The following is a 14973-nucleotide window of genomic DNA, read 5'->3' as shown; positions in this document are numbered from 1 at the left end:
AGGCATGGGGAAAGGCAAAAGGGTGGAAGACCGGCCACGACCCGAGCGTAACCCGCCTCGGCTGCTTCCTTCCGGACCTGACCGGGTCGACGAGGCGCCCGTCCGCGACCGGCCTTCCGGGGCGGAATATGGGGCGGCGGGGGCCGGGAGTCCACCGGGTGGAGCCGGGAAGGCGCTGCTTACCCCGGGCTCCCTTTGCCGGGTGCCGCCGGGGCCTCCCGGATTCCGCCTGTGGCCCCGCCGCCCCTGGGCCTACTCGGGGACGACCAGGGCCTGAGGCGCGGCCTGCTTCACCCGCGTTTCCAGCCATTGCCGGGCGCGGCGAACATGGCTCATCACCTCCTCCAGGACCGTTTCCATGTCCTTGTCCCGCAGCCCCATCGCGGCCTGGTGGAGGATGGTCGCCGAGACGAGGCTCTCATTGGCGAGCAGGATGAGGTCGTGCAGGTCGCGCACCAGGCCGAAGCCAGTGGACTCCGTGCGCTTTCTCACGAGAACACGCTCGAGCCGCTTTGGCTCCCCTTCCTGCTGGCGGCCGTAGCGGGCCAGCAAGGGCCCCAGGCGGGCGGCTGCCTCGCGCGACCATTCAGCGAAAAGGGCGCACTCCTCCTCGATGTCCGGCACCTTGGGGTGGTTGGAGCGAACCTGATCGCAGGCTTCGGCGAACATTTCCTCGCTGGCCTGCAGCAGGCCGAGATAATCGGCGAGATGGGCCCGTGGCGGCTTCACGGTTTCGGAGATGGCCTTCGCGCCGGACTTGACTGCCTGCCCGACGGCGCCGAGCAGCCCACCGCCGCGCTCGGCGGAAGCCAGATCCTCGGGCTGCGTGGTTCCTGGCGAGGCCACGCGCTCGACCTTCACCGCCGCATACTTGTAATGCGGCTGCTTGCTGACCGGATCCCAGGCGAAAAGGGTCAGTTCGTTCGCCGCGCGTGCCCGGCCCGGCTCGTCCCAGTAACCGTAGTGGAAGGGGACGAAGAGGTGCCCGGCGTGGATCGGCGCGATGCGCGCGGGAGCCTCCACCGAGCCGCGCCGCGAGGTCAGGCGGAGCATGTCACCTTCCACGACCCCGAGCCGTGCCGCGTCATTCTCCGATATCTCCACGAAAGCTTCGGGTTCGGCCCGCACCAGTTCGCGCGCGCGGCCGGTCTTGGTGCGGGTATGGAAGTGGTACGTCACGCGCCCGGTCGTCACCAGGAACGGATAGTCGGCATCGGGTGCCTCGGGCAGCGGGCGGTAATGCACCGATTTCAGGAAGGCCCGTCCTGCGGGCTGCTTCGCCCGGTATTCGGTTGGCGTGATCACGGCGCCGGTCTGAAGGTCGTGCCCGTAATCCTCGCAGAGGGCCGGATCCGTTGGAAACCGGTGGTCCGTGTAGATGCGCGGGCTTCCGTCCGGATGCTCCGCGTTGCAGGGCCAGGGGATACCGGAGCCGCCCGTCAGCTTGGCATAGCTCAGGCCGGTGTAGGCGCAGGGCCGGCCGCGCGTGCATTCCTTCCAGGCCTCGAAGGCTTCTTCGGACGTGCTCCATTTCACCAGGGGCGCGCCGTCCCGGTCACGGAAGTCCATGCGCCGCGCGTAGTCGAGGAAGATGTCGAGGTCGGACCGTGCCTCTCCGGGCGGGTCGATCGCCTTGTGGGAAATATGGACGGTGCGATCCACATTCGTGAATGTGCCCGTCTTTTCGCCCCAGATCGCCGTGGGGAGCACGACATCGGCGAGGGCCGCCGTTTCGGTCATGAAGGCGTCCTGCACCACGACGAAGAGTTCGGGCTTCCCAAGGATCTTCCGGATGCGGCCGAGATCGGGCAGCGAGACGGCCGGGTTCGTCGCCTGGATCCACAACATGTGGAGCGTGCCGGTCTCGGCATAGTGGAAGATCTCCATCGCATGGGTCGGGGGCGCCCAATGCGGGATGATCCCCGGGTCCACCCGCCAGAGGCGCGCGAGATCCTCGATGTGCTGAGGGTTGTCCCAGTTGCGGAAGCCGGGCAGGTCGCCGTCCGCGCCGCATTCGCGCGTGTTCTGCGCCGTGGGCTGGCCGTTCATCTGGAGGATGCCGCAGCCCGGCCGCCCAACCATGCCGCGGATGAGGTTGATGTTGTTGACCGCGCAGGCCGCCGCGGTCGCCTGGTTCGACTGGTAGACGCCCTGGAGACAGGTGGAAAGAAGGGTCGGCGCCTCACCGATGATGCGCGCGGCCTGCTCCAGATCTCCGGCCGGAACGCCCGTGATCTCCTCGACCCGGGCCGGCGGGTAGTCCGCCACGACCTTCTCCAGCTCATCGAAGCCCAGGGTGTGTTCCGCGACGAAGCGGCGGTCCACATGCCCGTTCCGGATGAGGAGGTGCAGCAGGCCATTGAGCAGCGCGAGGTTCGTTCCGACGCGGGGCGAGAGCCAGAGATCGGCCTCCCGCGCGGTCATCGTGCGGCGTGGGTCCACCACGACGAGGCGTGGCGGCTTCGGCCCGCGCCGGCGATCCAGCATACGCGACCACAGGACCGTGTCCGTCGCCGCGATGTTGTGGCCGACCAGGAAGAGGCAGTCGGTGACATCGACATCGTAGTAGGAGCCGGGCTGTCCGTCAGAGCCGAAGGTCTCTTTCAGGGCCTGCGCCGCCGTTGCGGTGCACAGCCGCGTGTTGCCGTCCATGTGGGGCGTGCCGATGCCCGCCTTTCCGATGATCGCGAGCGTGTAGTACTCCTCCAGCATCAGCTGGCCGCTGGTGTAGAAGCCGATGCCGCCGGCGCCATAGCGTTCCATGATCTCGCGCGTCCGCCGGACGATCAGCTCCATCGCCTCGTCCCAGCTGGCCTCGCGCAACCGGCCGGCGCGGCGGACCAGCGGCTTCGTCAGGCGGTCCGGACTGTTGTTGGCTTCCCAGCCATGCAGGCCTTTCGGCCCCAGGCGGCCGCGATTGACCTCGTCCTGTGCCCGGCCCCGCACGCCGACGATCCGCCCGTCCCGGACGCCGATATCGAGACCGCAGCCATTGGAGCAGAGGACGCAGGCGGACTGGACCCAGTGCTCCGGCTCCGCGGTTGTCCGCGCGTCCACGCGAATGGGCCAGGTGCCTTCGCCGTGATAGGGAGTGCGGTCGCCCCAGATGTCCTGGATGCTGTCTCGCGTCTCTGTCATTTTTTGGACTGCCCGCTGTCAGCTGTCAGTCAATTCCAAGAAGCTGGATTGGTTTCAGGGACGGGGTTGCGCCTTCCGCCTGGCACTCTCGCCGGCCGGGGGAGGCCGGCACCTCGGATCGGGTACTGCGGCGCCGTGCACTGGACCGGAAGCGGCTGAACGACTCGCTTTTGGGTGCGCTTGCCAGGATGCAGGGGCAAAGCCCCTGCCGGGCCCCGGTTGCCCGCCCCATCCGCGCATGCGACCTTCCGCGCGCCCATGCTTTCCATCCCCGCCAGCCGCCCCAATGCCTATACAGGCAGTCCTCTCGACCGGATTTCGGACCGGCGGGAGGATGCTGTCTTCGTGGAGGCCGCGCTGGCGGCGCCGGGGAGCCTCATCATCCCGGTTTGGCGGGCCAGGAGCCTGATGCGGGGCCTGGAGGAAGGGGCCCCGGAGGCGGTGCTGCTGACGCGCGAGGCCGCGGAGGCCGTGCTGATGGCCGGCGGCCCCTGGGCGCTGCTGGGGCTGCGGGACGGGGTGCCGGTTTTCGCCGTGGATTGCAGCGCGGCGGAGGACCCGCTGCCGCTGTTGCCCGAGGGCTTCGGAAGCTTCGCCGACCTGCGCGCCGTGGCGGGACTGCTGCCGCCGGGCGAGGCTTCCATGCTGGCCCATGCGCGCGGGCTGATGCACTGGCGCACGCGGCATCGTTTCTGCGGGGTGTGCGGCGGGGTGTGCGAGCCGCGCTCGGCCGGGAATGCCATGGCCTGCACGCAATGCGGGGCGCAGCATTTCCCGCGCACGGACCCGGCGGTGATCATGCTGGTGGTGGATGGCGACCGCTGCCTGCTGGGGCATTCCACGCGCTTTCCCAACAGCACCATGTACTCGACCCTCGCGGGCTTCGTGGAACCGGGCGAGAGCCTGGAGGAGGCGGTGCGGCGGGAGGTGTTCGAGGAGACCGGCGTGCGGGTGGGCGAAGCGCACTACCATTCCTCCCAGCCCTGGCCTTTCCCGGCCTCGATCATGCTCGGCTTCCATGCCGAGGCGCTGAGCCGGGAGATCACGGTGGACCCGGCCGAGCTGCGCGATGCGCGCTGGTTCACCCGTGACGAGATCCGTAACCACGAGAATGCCGGCTTCTCGCTGCCGCGGGTGGATTCCATCGCCCGACGGCTGATCGAGGACTGGCTGGAATCCGATTCATGATCCGCGCCGTTCCCCTTTTCCTCCTGCTGGCCGTGGCGGGTTGCGCCCGGGACGCCTTGCCCGAGCCGACCAACCCGACTGAGGCGGGCTGCCGGTCCGAGGCGCGGTCCGCGCCGGAGGTGCGGGAGATGTTCCAGCGCATGCCGCCGCCGAACAACCTGACCGCCTATGATCGTGCCCAGGCCGAGATGGCGGCGGTCGAGCGGCGGGCCTATGCACGCTGCCTGCGGGCCCAGGGCCTGGCGCCGCGCGGCGGGGTGGAGCCGGTGCAGCCGCTGCGCTGAACCGGCTGGGGCGGGAAGAGGAGGAACTGCCCCTCAGGGCAGCTTCGTCGTCTCCCCCGCCTTCACCACCCCTGCCGTGGAGAGGTTCTGGCGCGCGGCCTTTTCCGCGATCCCGCTGATTCCCTCACGCCGGACGAGCTCGGCCCAGACCTCCTCGGGGTGGATGCCGGCATCCACCCAGGTGACGATGAGGTGGTAGAGCAGGTCGGCGCTCTCGCTGATCAGGGCGGTGCGGTTGCCCGCCATGGCCTCGATCACCGTCTCCACCGCTTCCTCGCCGAGCTTCTGGGCGACCTTGGCGGTGCCGCGCGCGAGCAGGCGGGCGGAGTGGGAGGTCTGGATGTCGCCGGAGACGCGGCGCTCCTCCACCATGGCCCAGAGGCGGTCCAGCACGGCGGGTTCGGGGATACCCTGGCCGGGGTTCAGCGGCTGGAGATGCCGGGTCTCGGCGCGGCGCACGCGCTTGGGTGGGCGGGCATTGGCCGCGATGGGGGCATCCGCCAGGTCCTGCGGCACGGGAAGCGAGGGGAGGACGCGCAGGTCCTCCTTCCACTTCGCGGGCTTCAGCTTCGGCTTGGCCTTCACCGCCTTCGTGGCCTTTTTCGGCGCGGCGGCCTTCCTGGAGGGCGCCTTCGCCTCCGTGCCCGTGACCTTCTTCCTGCGCGGCTTCGCGTCCTTGCCCATCACGCCGCCTCCCTTGATTCTGTCGTTGGCCGCACCGGCCAGCCCGCGGCGCCGAGGGCCGCCTTGGCTTCCGAGATGCGGAACTGGCCGTAATGGAAGACGCTGGCGGCGAGCAGGCCCGTGGCGCCCGCTGACGCACCTTCCACAAAATGTTCAAGTTTCCCCACCCCGCCGGACGCGACGAGGGGCAGGCGCGTGGCCGCGCGCACGGCGCGCAGCAGGTCCAGGTCGAAGCCTTCGCCGGTGCCGTCCCGGTCCATGGAGGTGAGGAGGATCTCGCCGGCGCCGAGGGATTCCACGCGGCGGGCCCATTCCACCGCATCCACCCCCGTTTCGCGCCGGCCACCATGGGTGAAGATCTCCCAGCGGCCCGGGGCGGTGCGGCGGGCATCGATGGCCACCACGATGGCCTGGCTGCCGAAGGCCTCGGCGCCGCGGCGCACGAGGTCCGGATCGGCCAGGGCCGCGGAATTCACCGAAACCTTGTCGGCGCCCGCGAGAAGCAGCGCCCGCATATCCTCAACGCTTCGCACGCCGCCTCCCACGGTGAGGGGAATGAACACCTCCGCTGCCGTGCGGGAAACAACATCGAGCATGGTTCCACGGTTTTCATGCGTGGCGCCGATATCGAGGAAGGTGACCTCGTCCGCGCCTTCCCGGTCATAGGCACGGGCCTGTTCCACCGGATCGCCGGCATCGCGCAGGGAGACGAAGTTCACGCCCTTCACGACGCGGCCGTCCTTTACGTCCAGGCAGGGGATCACGCGCAGCGCGAGCATGTGGGACCTTCCAAACCGTGCCGAGTTGCGATTGCGCAGGATCGGGCACGGGGGTCAAGCGCCATCCTGCATGATCAGGCTTGCCGGCCGCGCGGCGCGGCATCAGGGCGATAGGAGGCCCACCGTGGCGCCGGTCATGCAGCAGGCGATGGTGGCGGCGAGCAGGGCGGGCAGGCCGAGGCGGACGATCCCGGCGCGGCGCTCGGGGCAGAGGGCGCCCATGCCGGCGACCATGATGCCGACGCTGGCGAAGTTGGCGAAGCCGCATAGGGCCCAGGAGAGGATGAGGCGCGTGCGCGGGGCGAGTTCGGCGCCGGCGGGGCCGGCCATTTCCAGATAGGCGACGAATTCGTTCACCACGCCGCGTATGCCCAGCAGGCGGGCCGCGGCGGTGGCGTCCTCGGGCGCAATGCCCATGGCGATGGCCAGCGGCCAGAGGAGCACGCCCGCGATGGATTCGAGGGTGAGGCCCGTGAGGGGCTGGATGATCATGTTCGCCAGCGCGACCAGGGCCACGAAGACGATGAGCCCGGCCATGATGTTCAGCAGGAGGGAGAGGCCATCCGATGTGCCGCGGGTGAGGGCGTCCATCGCGCTGTCATAGAGGCGGGGTGCCTCGATATCCGCCGATTCCGGGGCGGTTTCGCCGGGGAGCATGAGGCGGGCGGCGAGGATGGCCGCGGGGGCGCTGACGAGGCTGGCGGCGAGGAGCTGGCCGGCGGCATCCGGCACGGCGGGCGCCAGCATGGCGGCGTAGATGACGAGCATGTTGCCGCTGATGGTGGCGAGCCCCGCCGTCATCACCACCAGCAGTTCCGAGCGGGAGAGGCTGGCGAGCCAGGGGCGGATGAAGAGCGTGGCCTCCACCATGCCGGTGAAGACATTGGCGGCCACCGACACGCCGCAGGCGCCGGAGACGCCGAAGGCGGCGCGGAGGGCGCGGGACATCACCCGCACCAGGGCCGGCAGGACACGCCAGTGATAGAGCAGGGCGGAGATGGCCCCGACCAGCAGGACGATGGGAAGGGCCTGGAAGAAGAGGATGAAGGCGCCGCCGGGGCGGGCTTCGGCGAAGGGCAGCGGGGCGCCGCCGAGATAGCCGAAGACCAGGCTGGTGCCGGCCTGGGTGGCGCGCGCCAGGGCATCGACCACCCGTCCCGCCACGGAGAAGGCGGCGCGGAGCGGCGGGATGTGGAGGAGGGCCGCGCCGAGGATGATCTGGAGGGCGAGGCCGGTGGCGATGGTCCGCCAGGGGAGGGGGCGGCGGAAGCCCCCCACCGCCCAGGCCAGGGCCGCGAGGGCGAGGAGGCCCAGTGCCGATTGCAGCTGGAGAGGGATCAAGCCGGTTCGGAGCGGGGCGCGGCGCGGCCGCGCAGGTCCCGGGAGAGGCCTTTCGCCTCCAGCTCGGCCAGGTATGCGGGCCAGCGGGTTTCGTATTCGCGGCCCAGGCGGTGCAGGGTTTCCCAGCTGTAGATGCCGCTGTCGTGCCGGTCGTCGAAGATCAGGCGGACGGCGTATTGGCCGACCGGCTCCACCCCGGTGATGCCGACCATGCGCTTGCCATGCACCAGAGTCTTCTGCCCGGGGCCATGGCCCTGGACTTCGGCGGAAGGGCTTTCGACGCGGAGATATTCAGCGGGCAGGCTGAAATGGCTGCCGTCGTCGAAGGCCACCTCCAGGCGGCGCTCGGTGCGGTTCAGGCGGATCTCGGTGGGGGTGGGTGCCGCCATGGGCCGTTCAGCCGGCCAGGCGGCGGGCCTCGTCGGGCAGCATGATGGGGATGCCGTCCCGGATGGGATAGGCGAGGCCTGCGCCCTCGCTCACCAGTTCGCCGGCCGCGCGGTCGTAGCGGAGCGGGCCCTTGGTGACGGGGCAGACGAGGATCTCCAGCAGGCGGGGATCCACGCTGGGGGAGGCGGGGGCATCACCCGCCGGGGTCGTGGTCTGGCTCATCGGGATGGTCCTCAACTCGGGCGCATGTCTTGGCCCGGACCGGGCAGGCTGTCCATCCGCAGCATGGCGAGAAGCGTGCCGGCACGGGCGGCGGGGTCGGGGGCTTCCAGCAGGGCCTGCTTCTCCACGGGGTCGAAGGGGCAGACGATGGAGAGGGTGTTGACCAGGGAATGGTCGTCCAGCCGCTCCACCGCCTCCCAGTTGGCCTCGATGCTCTTGGCGCGGAAATAGGCGCGGAGCGCGTCCAGCAGCGGGGGGCGGGTGATCTGGATGGGGAGTGCGGGGCGGAGGAGGTCGGTGGCGAAGGGGGTGTAGTCCGCGCGGATGCGGCGGTAGCCGTCCTGCATCGGCAGTTCCTCGGCGACTTGGAAGCGGATGGTGCCGGTGAGGGTGACGAGGAAGCGGCCATCCTCCGTTTCGGCGAAGGAGGAGAGGCGGCCGAGGCAGCCGACGCGGTAGAGGCCGGGGCCGCGGGCGGTGGTGGGCAGGGAGAGGTCCGGCTGGATCATGCCGAACTGGCGGCCATGGGCCAGGCTCGCCTCGACCAGGGCGAGGTAGCGGGGTTCGAAGACGTTCAGCGGAAGGCGGCCGCCGGGCAGCAGCAGCGCGCCGGTGAGGGGGAAGATCGCGATCTCCGCCGGCAGTGCTTCAAGGCCCGTGGGGTGGAAGGGCATGGCCTGTTCCCGTTCTCCGGATGATGGATGGAAACGCGCCCGGTCAGGCGCGTTTCACTGGCAGGAACGAGGCGCGGTTCCCCGGCCTCAGCTGAACAGGAGGGCTGAAAGCTTGCGGCGCCCGGCCTTGGTGGCCGGGTCCTCGAAGCCCCAGGCCTCGAAGAACTTCAGGAGCTGCTTGCGGGCGGCCTGGTCGTTCCAGGCGCGGTCCCGACGGAAGGCTTCCAGCAGGGCATCGACGGCGCCGGCCCGGTCATCCGCGGCGTTGAGCGCCACGGCGAGGTCGATGCGGGCCTGGTGATCATTCGGATCGGCGGCCAGGCGCGCCTCGTACTCGGCGAGCTTGGCGCGGGCCTCGCGGCCGGCGCTGGCGAGTTCGAGGGCAGAGCGGACGGCCGAGATCTCGGCATGTTCCTGGAGCTTGGCGGGAAGGCTTTCGATCAGCTGGGCGGCCTGCTCCTCCTCCCCCAGCTGCATGAGGGAGCGGGCGATGCCGGCGAGGGCGGCGGCGTTCTCGGGTTCCTGCTGGGCCAGGGCGCCGTAGAGCTGCAGGGCGGTCTGGTGGTCACCTTCCTCGGCGGCCTGCTTTGCCTCGCCCAGGAGGTCGGCGGAGGGCATCTGGCCGCCGGCGAGCTTCAGCAGGTTCTCGACGAACTTCTTCAGCTCGCTCTCGGGCAGGGCGCCCTGGAAGAGATCGGCGATCTGGCCCTGCCAGAAGGCGGCGACGGTCGGGACGGACTGGAGCGGCAGGCCGAGCTGGGCGAGCTGCTGGACAAGGGCGCGGTTCTGGTCGATGTCGATCTTCACCAGGCGCACGCGGCCGCCGGCGGCGCGGACGACCTTCTCGATCGCCGGGGTGAGCTGCTTGCAGGGGCCGCACCAGGTGGCCCAGAAATCGACGAGCACCGGCACTTCGCGCGAGGCCGCGACGACATCCTGCATAAAGCTCTTCTGGTCGCCATCCTTGATGATGTCGGCGGCCGGGGGAGGGGTCTGGTCGAGGAGGGTGCTCATCGGGCGGTGTTCCGGAAGGGCTGGCGTGGTTGGCTGGGCTTGTAGCCCATAGATGCGCTGCGCGGGCTTTCAGGCAAGCGGGGCGGCCAGATCGATCGGTTCGATGGGGTGGCCGAGGCTTTCGAGGAAGCGGCGGAGATCGGCAGGGGCGAGGGCGGTGGTGGCCTCGTTCGTGAGGGGGTGGATGTTCACCGGCCCCGGGCCCGTGAGCAGGCGGTGGTCGATCACGGTGCGGACGCTGCCCGGGGGGGCGTTGACCAGGGCGAGCGGGGTGACGGAGCCCGGGCGGACGCCGAGCTTTTCGTAGAGTTCCGCCTCATTCGCCATGGACAGGCGGCCGGTGCCGAGCTGCCGTGCGAGGGCGTTGATGGAGAGGGGTGTGTTCTCCTCGGCCACCACGAGCAGGAAGGGCTGGGGCGATTTTGCCCGGAGAAAGAGGTTCTTTACATGCAGGCCGGGCAGGTTCCCGCGCAGGGCCTGGCTTTCGGCGACGGTGTGCAGGGGCGGGTGGCGGTGCGTCGTGGCCAGGATGCCCAGGGCTTCGAGCCGGGCGAGAAGGGATTCGGGCGTCTCGGGCATAGGGGTGTGATCCATGCGTGGGAGGGGGCTTGCAAGCCCCCCCGCCCCATGTCATACGCCCGCCACGCACGGAGTGCGGGCGTAGCTCAGGGGTAGAGCACGACCTTGCCAAGGTCGGGGTCGAGGGTTCGAATCCCTTCGCCCGCTCCAGCCTCTCTTCCATATCATGGAATGCTGGCTGGATCGCCGGACTTCGTGCGCGGAGCGCGGGCGTAGCTCAGGGGTAGAGCACGACCTTGCCAAGGTCGGGGTCGAGGGTTCGAATCCCTTCGCCCGCTCCAATCCGCCTCCCTCAAAACATTCTCCGGTGCAGGTTAGGGCGCTCTTTAGGCGTGGTTTTGCCTGTACCCTCCAGCGCCACCCCGTCTCGGACCCTGGCTCGATCCAGTTCCTGCGGGCCAGAACCATGCGACCGCGGCAAGGTTCGTAGCTTGAGGCCCCCTCGGGGCTGGCCTCGCGTCCTTCTTGGGAGCTTGCAGCCTGATCGGCGTCAATCCGCAGTGCTACCTCAACGACCTGCGCATCCGCCTTGCCAATGGTTGGTCGAACGACTGCAGCGACGGGTTCACGCCGTCGCACGGGGTGAGGCGAAACTGGCCGAGCGTCGGCAACGTCCCGCAAGGGCCTATGGCCCGCGTTACCACTTGCCTGCTGGTGAACGTCCTGATGAATACCTCATCAGTACTCGCATCAGTAAAGATGGTGATGGAGACTTTCCCGCACCGCGGGTATTTCGCCAACGATTCCGTTATTCAAAATAACTTCCGCGGAGTTTGAGGGTTAGTAGGCGGCAGGCCGCACGGCCCGCGGATGAGGCGAGGAATCCGGGTGCCCACACCTGCTGCCACCCTGCCCCGGCGCACAGCTACACTCCTTCTTGGCGCGGTAGCACCACTTTTGCGAAGGTGTCTGCCCGCCATTGCCCTGGCGACCTCAATGCTCGCCCACCCCTCAGTTATGTCCGAAGCGGAAGCTGCCCGGGGGGCGCAACGGCGCGCCAACGCGGCAAGTCAGGAGCGGCACGCGGCTGTGCCGGCCCGAAAGCCCGCTGGCCAGCGAAGGGAAGCGAGATCTGCACGCAGACAGGAAAGCCGGCGAGCACCGACCAGATCTGGAGAGAGGAGCGGAGGGGGTAGCCAGGAGGCTGTTCGCGTGGCTCTCGAGCGAGCGGAGCGTGCAAGTGGACTGAACGCCGATGTACTGCGGCGGATCGCCGACCGAGAGAGCCGCCTGAACCCATTGGCGCGCAATCCAGCATCCTCCGCCACCGGCCTGATGCAGTTCACTCGGGACACCTGGCTGGAGGCTGTTCGCGATTTCGGGTCACGTCATGGCCTCGCGGGGTATGCTGCGGTCCTGGTGACTGACCGCGACGGCAACATCTCGGTCCGGGATGGACGGGTGCTGCGGCGTATTCTGCGTCTCAGGGAAAATCCGGCACTCTCGGCCATTCTTGCGGCAGAACGGCTGAAACAAGCTCGTCCTGTCCTTGAAACCTCGATTGGGCGACCTGCTCGCGCTGCTGACCTCTACCTCGTGCACCTACTCGGCCCTACCGGCGCCAGGCGCTTTCTTGCGGCGTTGAATGAGAGCCCGAGGCGGTCCAGCGTGGCGGTCGTGGGCGAGGCAAGCAAGCGCAATCCCGGTGTCTTCGAACGTGGTGGACGAGCTTTGCCTCTGGGCAAGGTCTACGCAGAAGTGGCCGAGATGTTCGGCCCGAGAGACACGCCTTTGGCGCCGCCGGTGCGAGAGAGCACGGAACCGGTGCTGATAGCGACCTCAGAAAACTGACATTCCGGCTCAACGCAAAACCGGGCCAATGCCAACTTTTCGCACCCGCAAATCCGAGTGGCGTTTCCAAGGCCACTCCGCCGCAGCTGACCTGGGAGGAACAGGTTCGGCACCGGAAGTGCATCTGGCGCCATGTCGGGCCGGGTGCGTAGGCGGCGATAACTGGGAAGTCCAGCGCCTTTGTCTGTTGTCTCGCAAGCTACTCACGCAGTGGTACCGCAACGCCGCTCCTTTGGCCCGCGCCCGCTGAGCAGCCTGGCGGCTTTGCGTGGCGAGATCCCGGCCTCAGCTTTCCTGAAGCCGGCTGGTCAGGCGCGCACACGGTTCGTGGGCTAACTAGCTGAAACGTGCTGGAAAAGCGGAACTCCGGGCAGCGAGTGAACTTCCACATGCTTAACCCGTTACCCGCGGGTGCAGATCGGCCCCTTGTCGTTTGGCCTTGTTCGCGGAGCAGAAGAATGAGCGGCACTGAGCATTCGCCAATCCCGTCCGCCACTGATCCGGAGATGGGAACGACGCCCGGCGCGGGGATGGACCTTGAGGCCGGATCAGTGCCGGAGGCGTCTACGACAGGTTCCGCGGCCGATACGGCGCCTGTGCCGGAGACCTCCTCCGGCGTCGCAGAGCCCGCGGCGAACCTGCAGGTTCCGCAGACACGCGGCAAGACGAAGGGCGTGGCGGATATCGTTTTCGTCGTCGATGTCAGCGGCAGCATGGCGCCGTGCATCGACGCGCTTCGCTACAATATCGAGGCCTTCGTTGATTCCCTGAACCGTGGCGACGCGAACAACGCTGCACCCGTCAAAGACTGGCGCGCCAAGGTTGTCGGTTACCGGGACCTGGAAAGCTCGGTGACGGAGGGATTGCCCTGGATCGTCGACAATCCGTTCGTGCGCGAGGCAGCGGCCCTGAAGGCCCAACTCGGGGCGTTGACGGCGGCGGGTGGCGGCGACGAGCCGGAATCGCTCCTCGACGCACTCTACAAGATCGCCACGATGGAGGCGGTTCCCAAAGGCGCCCAGACCATCGATCCCGGCAAGTGGCGCTATCGGAGCGATGCCGCCCGGATCGTCGTGGTGTTCACGGACGCATCCTTCAAGGAGACGATGGGCATCCCCGAGGCGAAGGGGGGATCGCTGCAGGATGTCGCGAATGTCGTCATGGCCAACCGCATTATCCTCAGCCTCTTCGCGCCTAATTTTGAGGGCTATGACCGCCTGAGCCAGATCGATAAGTCCGAATGGGAGGTGGTGGAATATGAGGGCCTGAGCCCGCAGGAGGCCCTGCAGAAGTTCACCTCCGATCCTGCGAACTTCCGGAACACGCTCAAGCAGCTTGCGGCCAGCGTGTCTCGGTCGGCCGAAACCGTGGCGCTTTGAGCGCTCACGGAGGCTGAGCGCCCATCATGGCGAAGAAGCTGAAAGCCGGCGACATCATCCACGGCTACCGTATCACCAAGGTGTTCGGTCCAGGGATGATGGCCATCTCCTATGCCGCACAGGGCCCGACGGGGCGAAAGGTCTTCTTCAAGCAGTACAAGTCGCCCGCCCCAACGGTTGTCTGGTACAAAGCCTTTGTTGACTATCAGAAGGAGCTTTCAGCACGCGTCCTGAGCGGCAAGGCCGCGCATTTCGCGGTTCGCCAAGTCGATGCCTTCGAGGAGCAATGGGGTGGCCGTTGCTACTTCCAGGCGTATGAGTTCGTTGAGAACGGCGCCGACCTGCAGCAGGTCCTCGACGAGGAGCGGGAAGCGCACCGCCGGACGGGAAGGGCGCCCACCAGTGACCCGGCCGTGTGGTCGCAGCACGTAACCTGGGCGAAGGTCCTCATGGCCGGGGTCGGGGCGCTCCATTCTTCTGGCATCGTGCATGCGGACCTCAAGCCGGCCAATGCTTACCTCATCAAGGACCCGACCATCGGCGCCGGCTACCAGCTGAAGCTGATCGATATGGACTTCTCCCTGCTCGCGGATCGGCGGGCGCCCTGGCATGGTTTCCAGGGCTATGTCGGCACGGACAATTATCGCTCGCCGGAGCACCTTTCCCGAGGCGGCATACCCGTGCCTGCTTCGGATATATTCACCTGCGGGCTGATGCTCTACGAACTTCTGGCCGGGCAGCATCCCTATTGGTCCGAGGATCCAGGGGAGTATGCGAGGCGCGTCCAGGCCTATGAGGCCAGGCCGCCCGCCCTGGTCGGGATGATGGCGGAGCCGGCCGGCAACGCCGATGTCAGCTCAGCGCTCCATCGTTGCCTCTCGCCTGATCCGGCAACCCGACCGACTGCGGAGGAATTGCGCGCCGTGCTGAGCGGGCGGAACCGTGCGCCTGCGGCGGGGGCACCGAAGACAGCCCCGGCGCCAGCCTCCCCCGCCTCCGCGGTGCCGCCTCGCAAGCCGCTCGTCTCCGAAGGGGTTGAGCTCCAGGGCAGTGATGGCCGGGCTCTGCGCATCAGGGTTCGAACGGAGCTGGGAAAGGCTCTCATGCGGCAGTTCGGGCCGGAGGCCGAGTTCTGGGACAGCCGCCAGTGCGTGATCGAGCGCGGGTCGGCCGGGCAGTGGGTGCTGGCGCCAGTCGGCCCGACCACGAACGAGACGCTCGTGAACGGACGTGCTCTGACCACTTCACGGCTCCTGAACCAGGGTGACGTGATCGCAGTGGGCCGCGAGGCGAAGGGCGTGGCCAAGCTGCCGCTGACCCTGCGCGCCGCCGGATGAGCGATCCGCCCGAGCCTCCCGCCGCGCCCGTCCCGGGCGAGCCAGGACCTGAGCCCGCGGTACCGGGGCCTGCCCCGGAAACACCCCCAGCCTTCGAAGCCCCTGGTACAGCCACACAGGACGCAGCGCCCCCCCTCCTGCCTGAGGCCGCGGAGGCGGCGAACCTGCCTCCT

General features: G+C 68.5%; 14 protein-coding genes, 2 tRNA genes and 1 other RNA gene. 7 read left to right on the top strand and 10 right to left on the bottom strand.

The annotated features are described in order from the left end of the window. Positions 1-22: 22 nt before the first annotated feature. Both ffs and J8J14_RS11620 read right to left on the bottom strand, forming a co-directional pair. Positions 23-117, bottom strand: an RNA gene (gene ffs, locus J8J14_RS11625) — signal recognition particle sRNA small type. A 135-nt stretch (positions 118-252) separates the two neighbouring features. Beyond that, complete coding sequence (locus J8J14_RS11620; protein WP_209379662.1) at positions 253-3138, bottom strand: molybdopterin oxidoreductase family protein; 2886 nt, start codon at positions 3136-3138, stop codon at positions 253-255. A 258-nt stretch (positions 3139-3396) separates the two neighbouring features. On the opposite strand from J8J14_RS11620, the gene nudC reads away from it, so the two are divergent. Together nudC and J8J14_RS11610 are read left to right on the top strand one after the other, a co-directional pair. After that, entirely contained in the window at positions 3397-4326 is a 930-nt protein-coding gene (gene nudC / locus J8J14_RS11615) for an NAD(+) diphosphatase (RefSeq protein ID WP_209379661.1), read from the top strand. Then, the gene (locus tag J8J14_RS11610) at positions 4323-4610 is read left to right on the top strand and encodes a hypothetical protein (RefSeq protein WP_209379660.1); all 288 of its coding nucleotides are present in this window, start codon (positions 4323-4325) and stop codon (positions 4608-4610) included. Before nudC ends, J8J14_RS11610 begins: the two co-directional genes overlap by 4 nt. A 33-nt stretch (positions 4611-4643) precedes the next feature. Here the strand turns inward: J8J14_RS11610 and J8J14_RS24965 are convergent, their stop codons facing one another. The 8 genes from J8J14_RS24965 to J8J14_RS11570 form a co-directional block, all read right to left on the bottom strand. Beyond that, positions 4644-5036 carry a phosphoribosyl-ATP diphosphatase gene (locus J8J14_RS24965; protein ID WP_245215697.1) on the bottom strand — a complete coding sequence of 131 codons (393 nt, stop codon included), beginning with the start codon at positions 5034-5036 and terminating at the stop codon, positions 4644-4646. Positions 5037-5293: 257 nt separating this feature from the next. Beyond that, positions 5294-6073: an imidazole glycerol phosphate synthase subunit HisF gene (gene hisF / locus J8J14_RS11600; RefSeq protein WP_209379658.1), complete on the bottom strand. Its 780-nt coding sequence runs from the start codon at positions 6071-6073 to the stop codon at positions 5294-5296. A 102-nt stretch (positions 6074-6175) separates the two neighbouring features. Continuing rightward, positions 6176-7414 (bottom strand): NupC/NupG family nucleoside CNT transporter, encoded by a 1239-nt coding sequence (locus J8J14_RS11595; RefSeq protein ID WP_209379657.1) that lies wholly within the window; start codon positions 7412-7414, stop codon positions 6176-6178. Next, positions 7411-7803 (bottom strand): gamma-butyrobetaine hydroxylase-like domain-containing protein, encoded by a 393-nt coding sequence (locus tag J8J14_RS11590; RefSeq protein WP_209379656.1) that lies wholly within the window; start codon positions 7801-7803, stop codon positions 7411-7413. Before J8J14_RS11590 ends, J8J14_RS11595 begins: the two co-directional genes overlap by 4 nt. 7 nt (positions 7804-7810) lie before the next feature. Then, on the bottom strand, positions 7811-8026 hold the full coding sequence (locus J8J14_RS11585; RefSeq protein WP_209379655.1) for a Trm112 family protein: 216 nt from the start codon (positions 8024-8026) through the stop codon (positions 7811-7813). 11 nt (positions 8027-8037) lie between these two features. After that, positions 8038-8700: an LON peptidase substrate-binding domain-containing protein gene (locus J8J14_RS11580; protein ID WP_209379654.1), complete on the bottom strand. Its 663-nt coding sequence runs from the start codon at positions 8698-8700 to the stop codon at positions 8038-8040. A gap of 87 nt (positions 8701-8787) precedes the next feature. Then, positions 8788-9714, bottom strand: a complete 927-nt coding sequence (locus J8J14_RS11575) for a tetratricopeptide repeat protein (RefSeq protein WP_209379653.1) — start codon at positions 9712-9714, stop codon at positions 8788-8790. Between the two features lie 69 nt (positions 9715-9783). Continuing rightward, a complete protein-coding gene (locus tag J8J14_RS11570; RefSeq protein ID WP_245215674.1) occupies positions 9784-10293 on the bottom strand; it encodes a prolyl-tRNA synthetase associated domain-containing protein in 510 nt (169 codons plus the stop codon). A 75-nt stretch (positions 10294-10368) separates the two neighbouring features. Between J8J14_RS11570 and J8J14_RS11565 the strand changes: the two genes are divergently transcribed. The 5 genes from J8J14_RS11565 (at position 10369) to J8J14_RS11545 (ending at position 14800) form a co-directional block, all read left to right on the top strand. Then, a tRNA-Gly gene (locus tag J8J14_RS11565) sits at positions 10369-10443 on the top strand. Positions 10444-10499: 56 nt separating this feature from the next. Beyond that, a tRNA-Gly gene (locus J8J14_RS11560) sits at positions 10500-10574 on the top strand. A gap of 871 nt (positions 10575-11445) precedes the next feature. Further along, positions 11446-12084, top strand: a complete 639-nt coding sequence (locus J8J14_RS11555) for a transglycosylase SLT domain-containing protein (RefSeq protein WP_209379651.1) — start codon at positions 11446-11448, stop codon at positions 12082-12084. A gap of 530 nt (positions 12085-12614) precedes the next feature. Continuing rightward, the gene (locus tag J8J14_RS11550) at positions 12615-13463 is read left to right on the top strand and encodes a vWA domain-containing protein (RefSeq protein ID WP_209379650.1); all 849 of its coding nucleotides are present in this window, start codon (positions 12615-12617) and stop codon (positions 13461-13463) included. 26 nt (positions 13464-13489) lie between these two features. After that, the gene (locus J8J14_RS11545) at positions 13490-14800 is read left to right on the top strand and encodes a protein kinase domain-containing protein (RefSeq protein WP_209379649.1); all 1311 of its coding nucleotides are present in this window, start codon (positions 13490-13492) and stop codon (positions 14798-14800) included. The last annotated feature ends 173 nt before the right edge of the window (positions 14801-14973 follow it).

This window comes from Pararoseomonas baculiformis (genome assembly GCF_017813395.1).
Lineage (GTDB): Bacteria > Pseudomonadota > Alphaproteobacteria > Acetobacterales > Acetobacteraceae > Roseomonas > Roseomonas baculiformis.
Note: the sequence above shows the minus strand (reverse complement) of the source record. Positions and strands in the feature narration are given on the sequence as shown.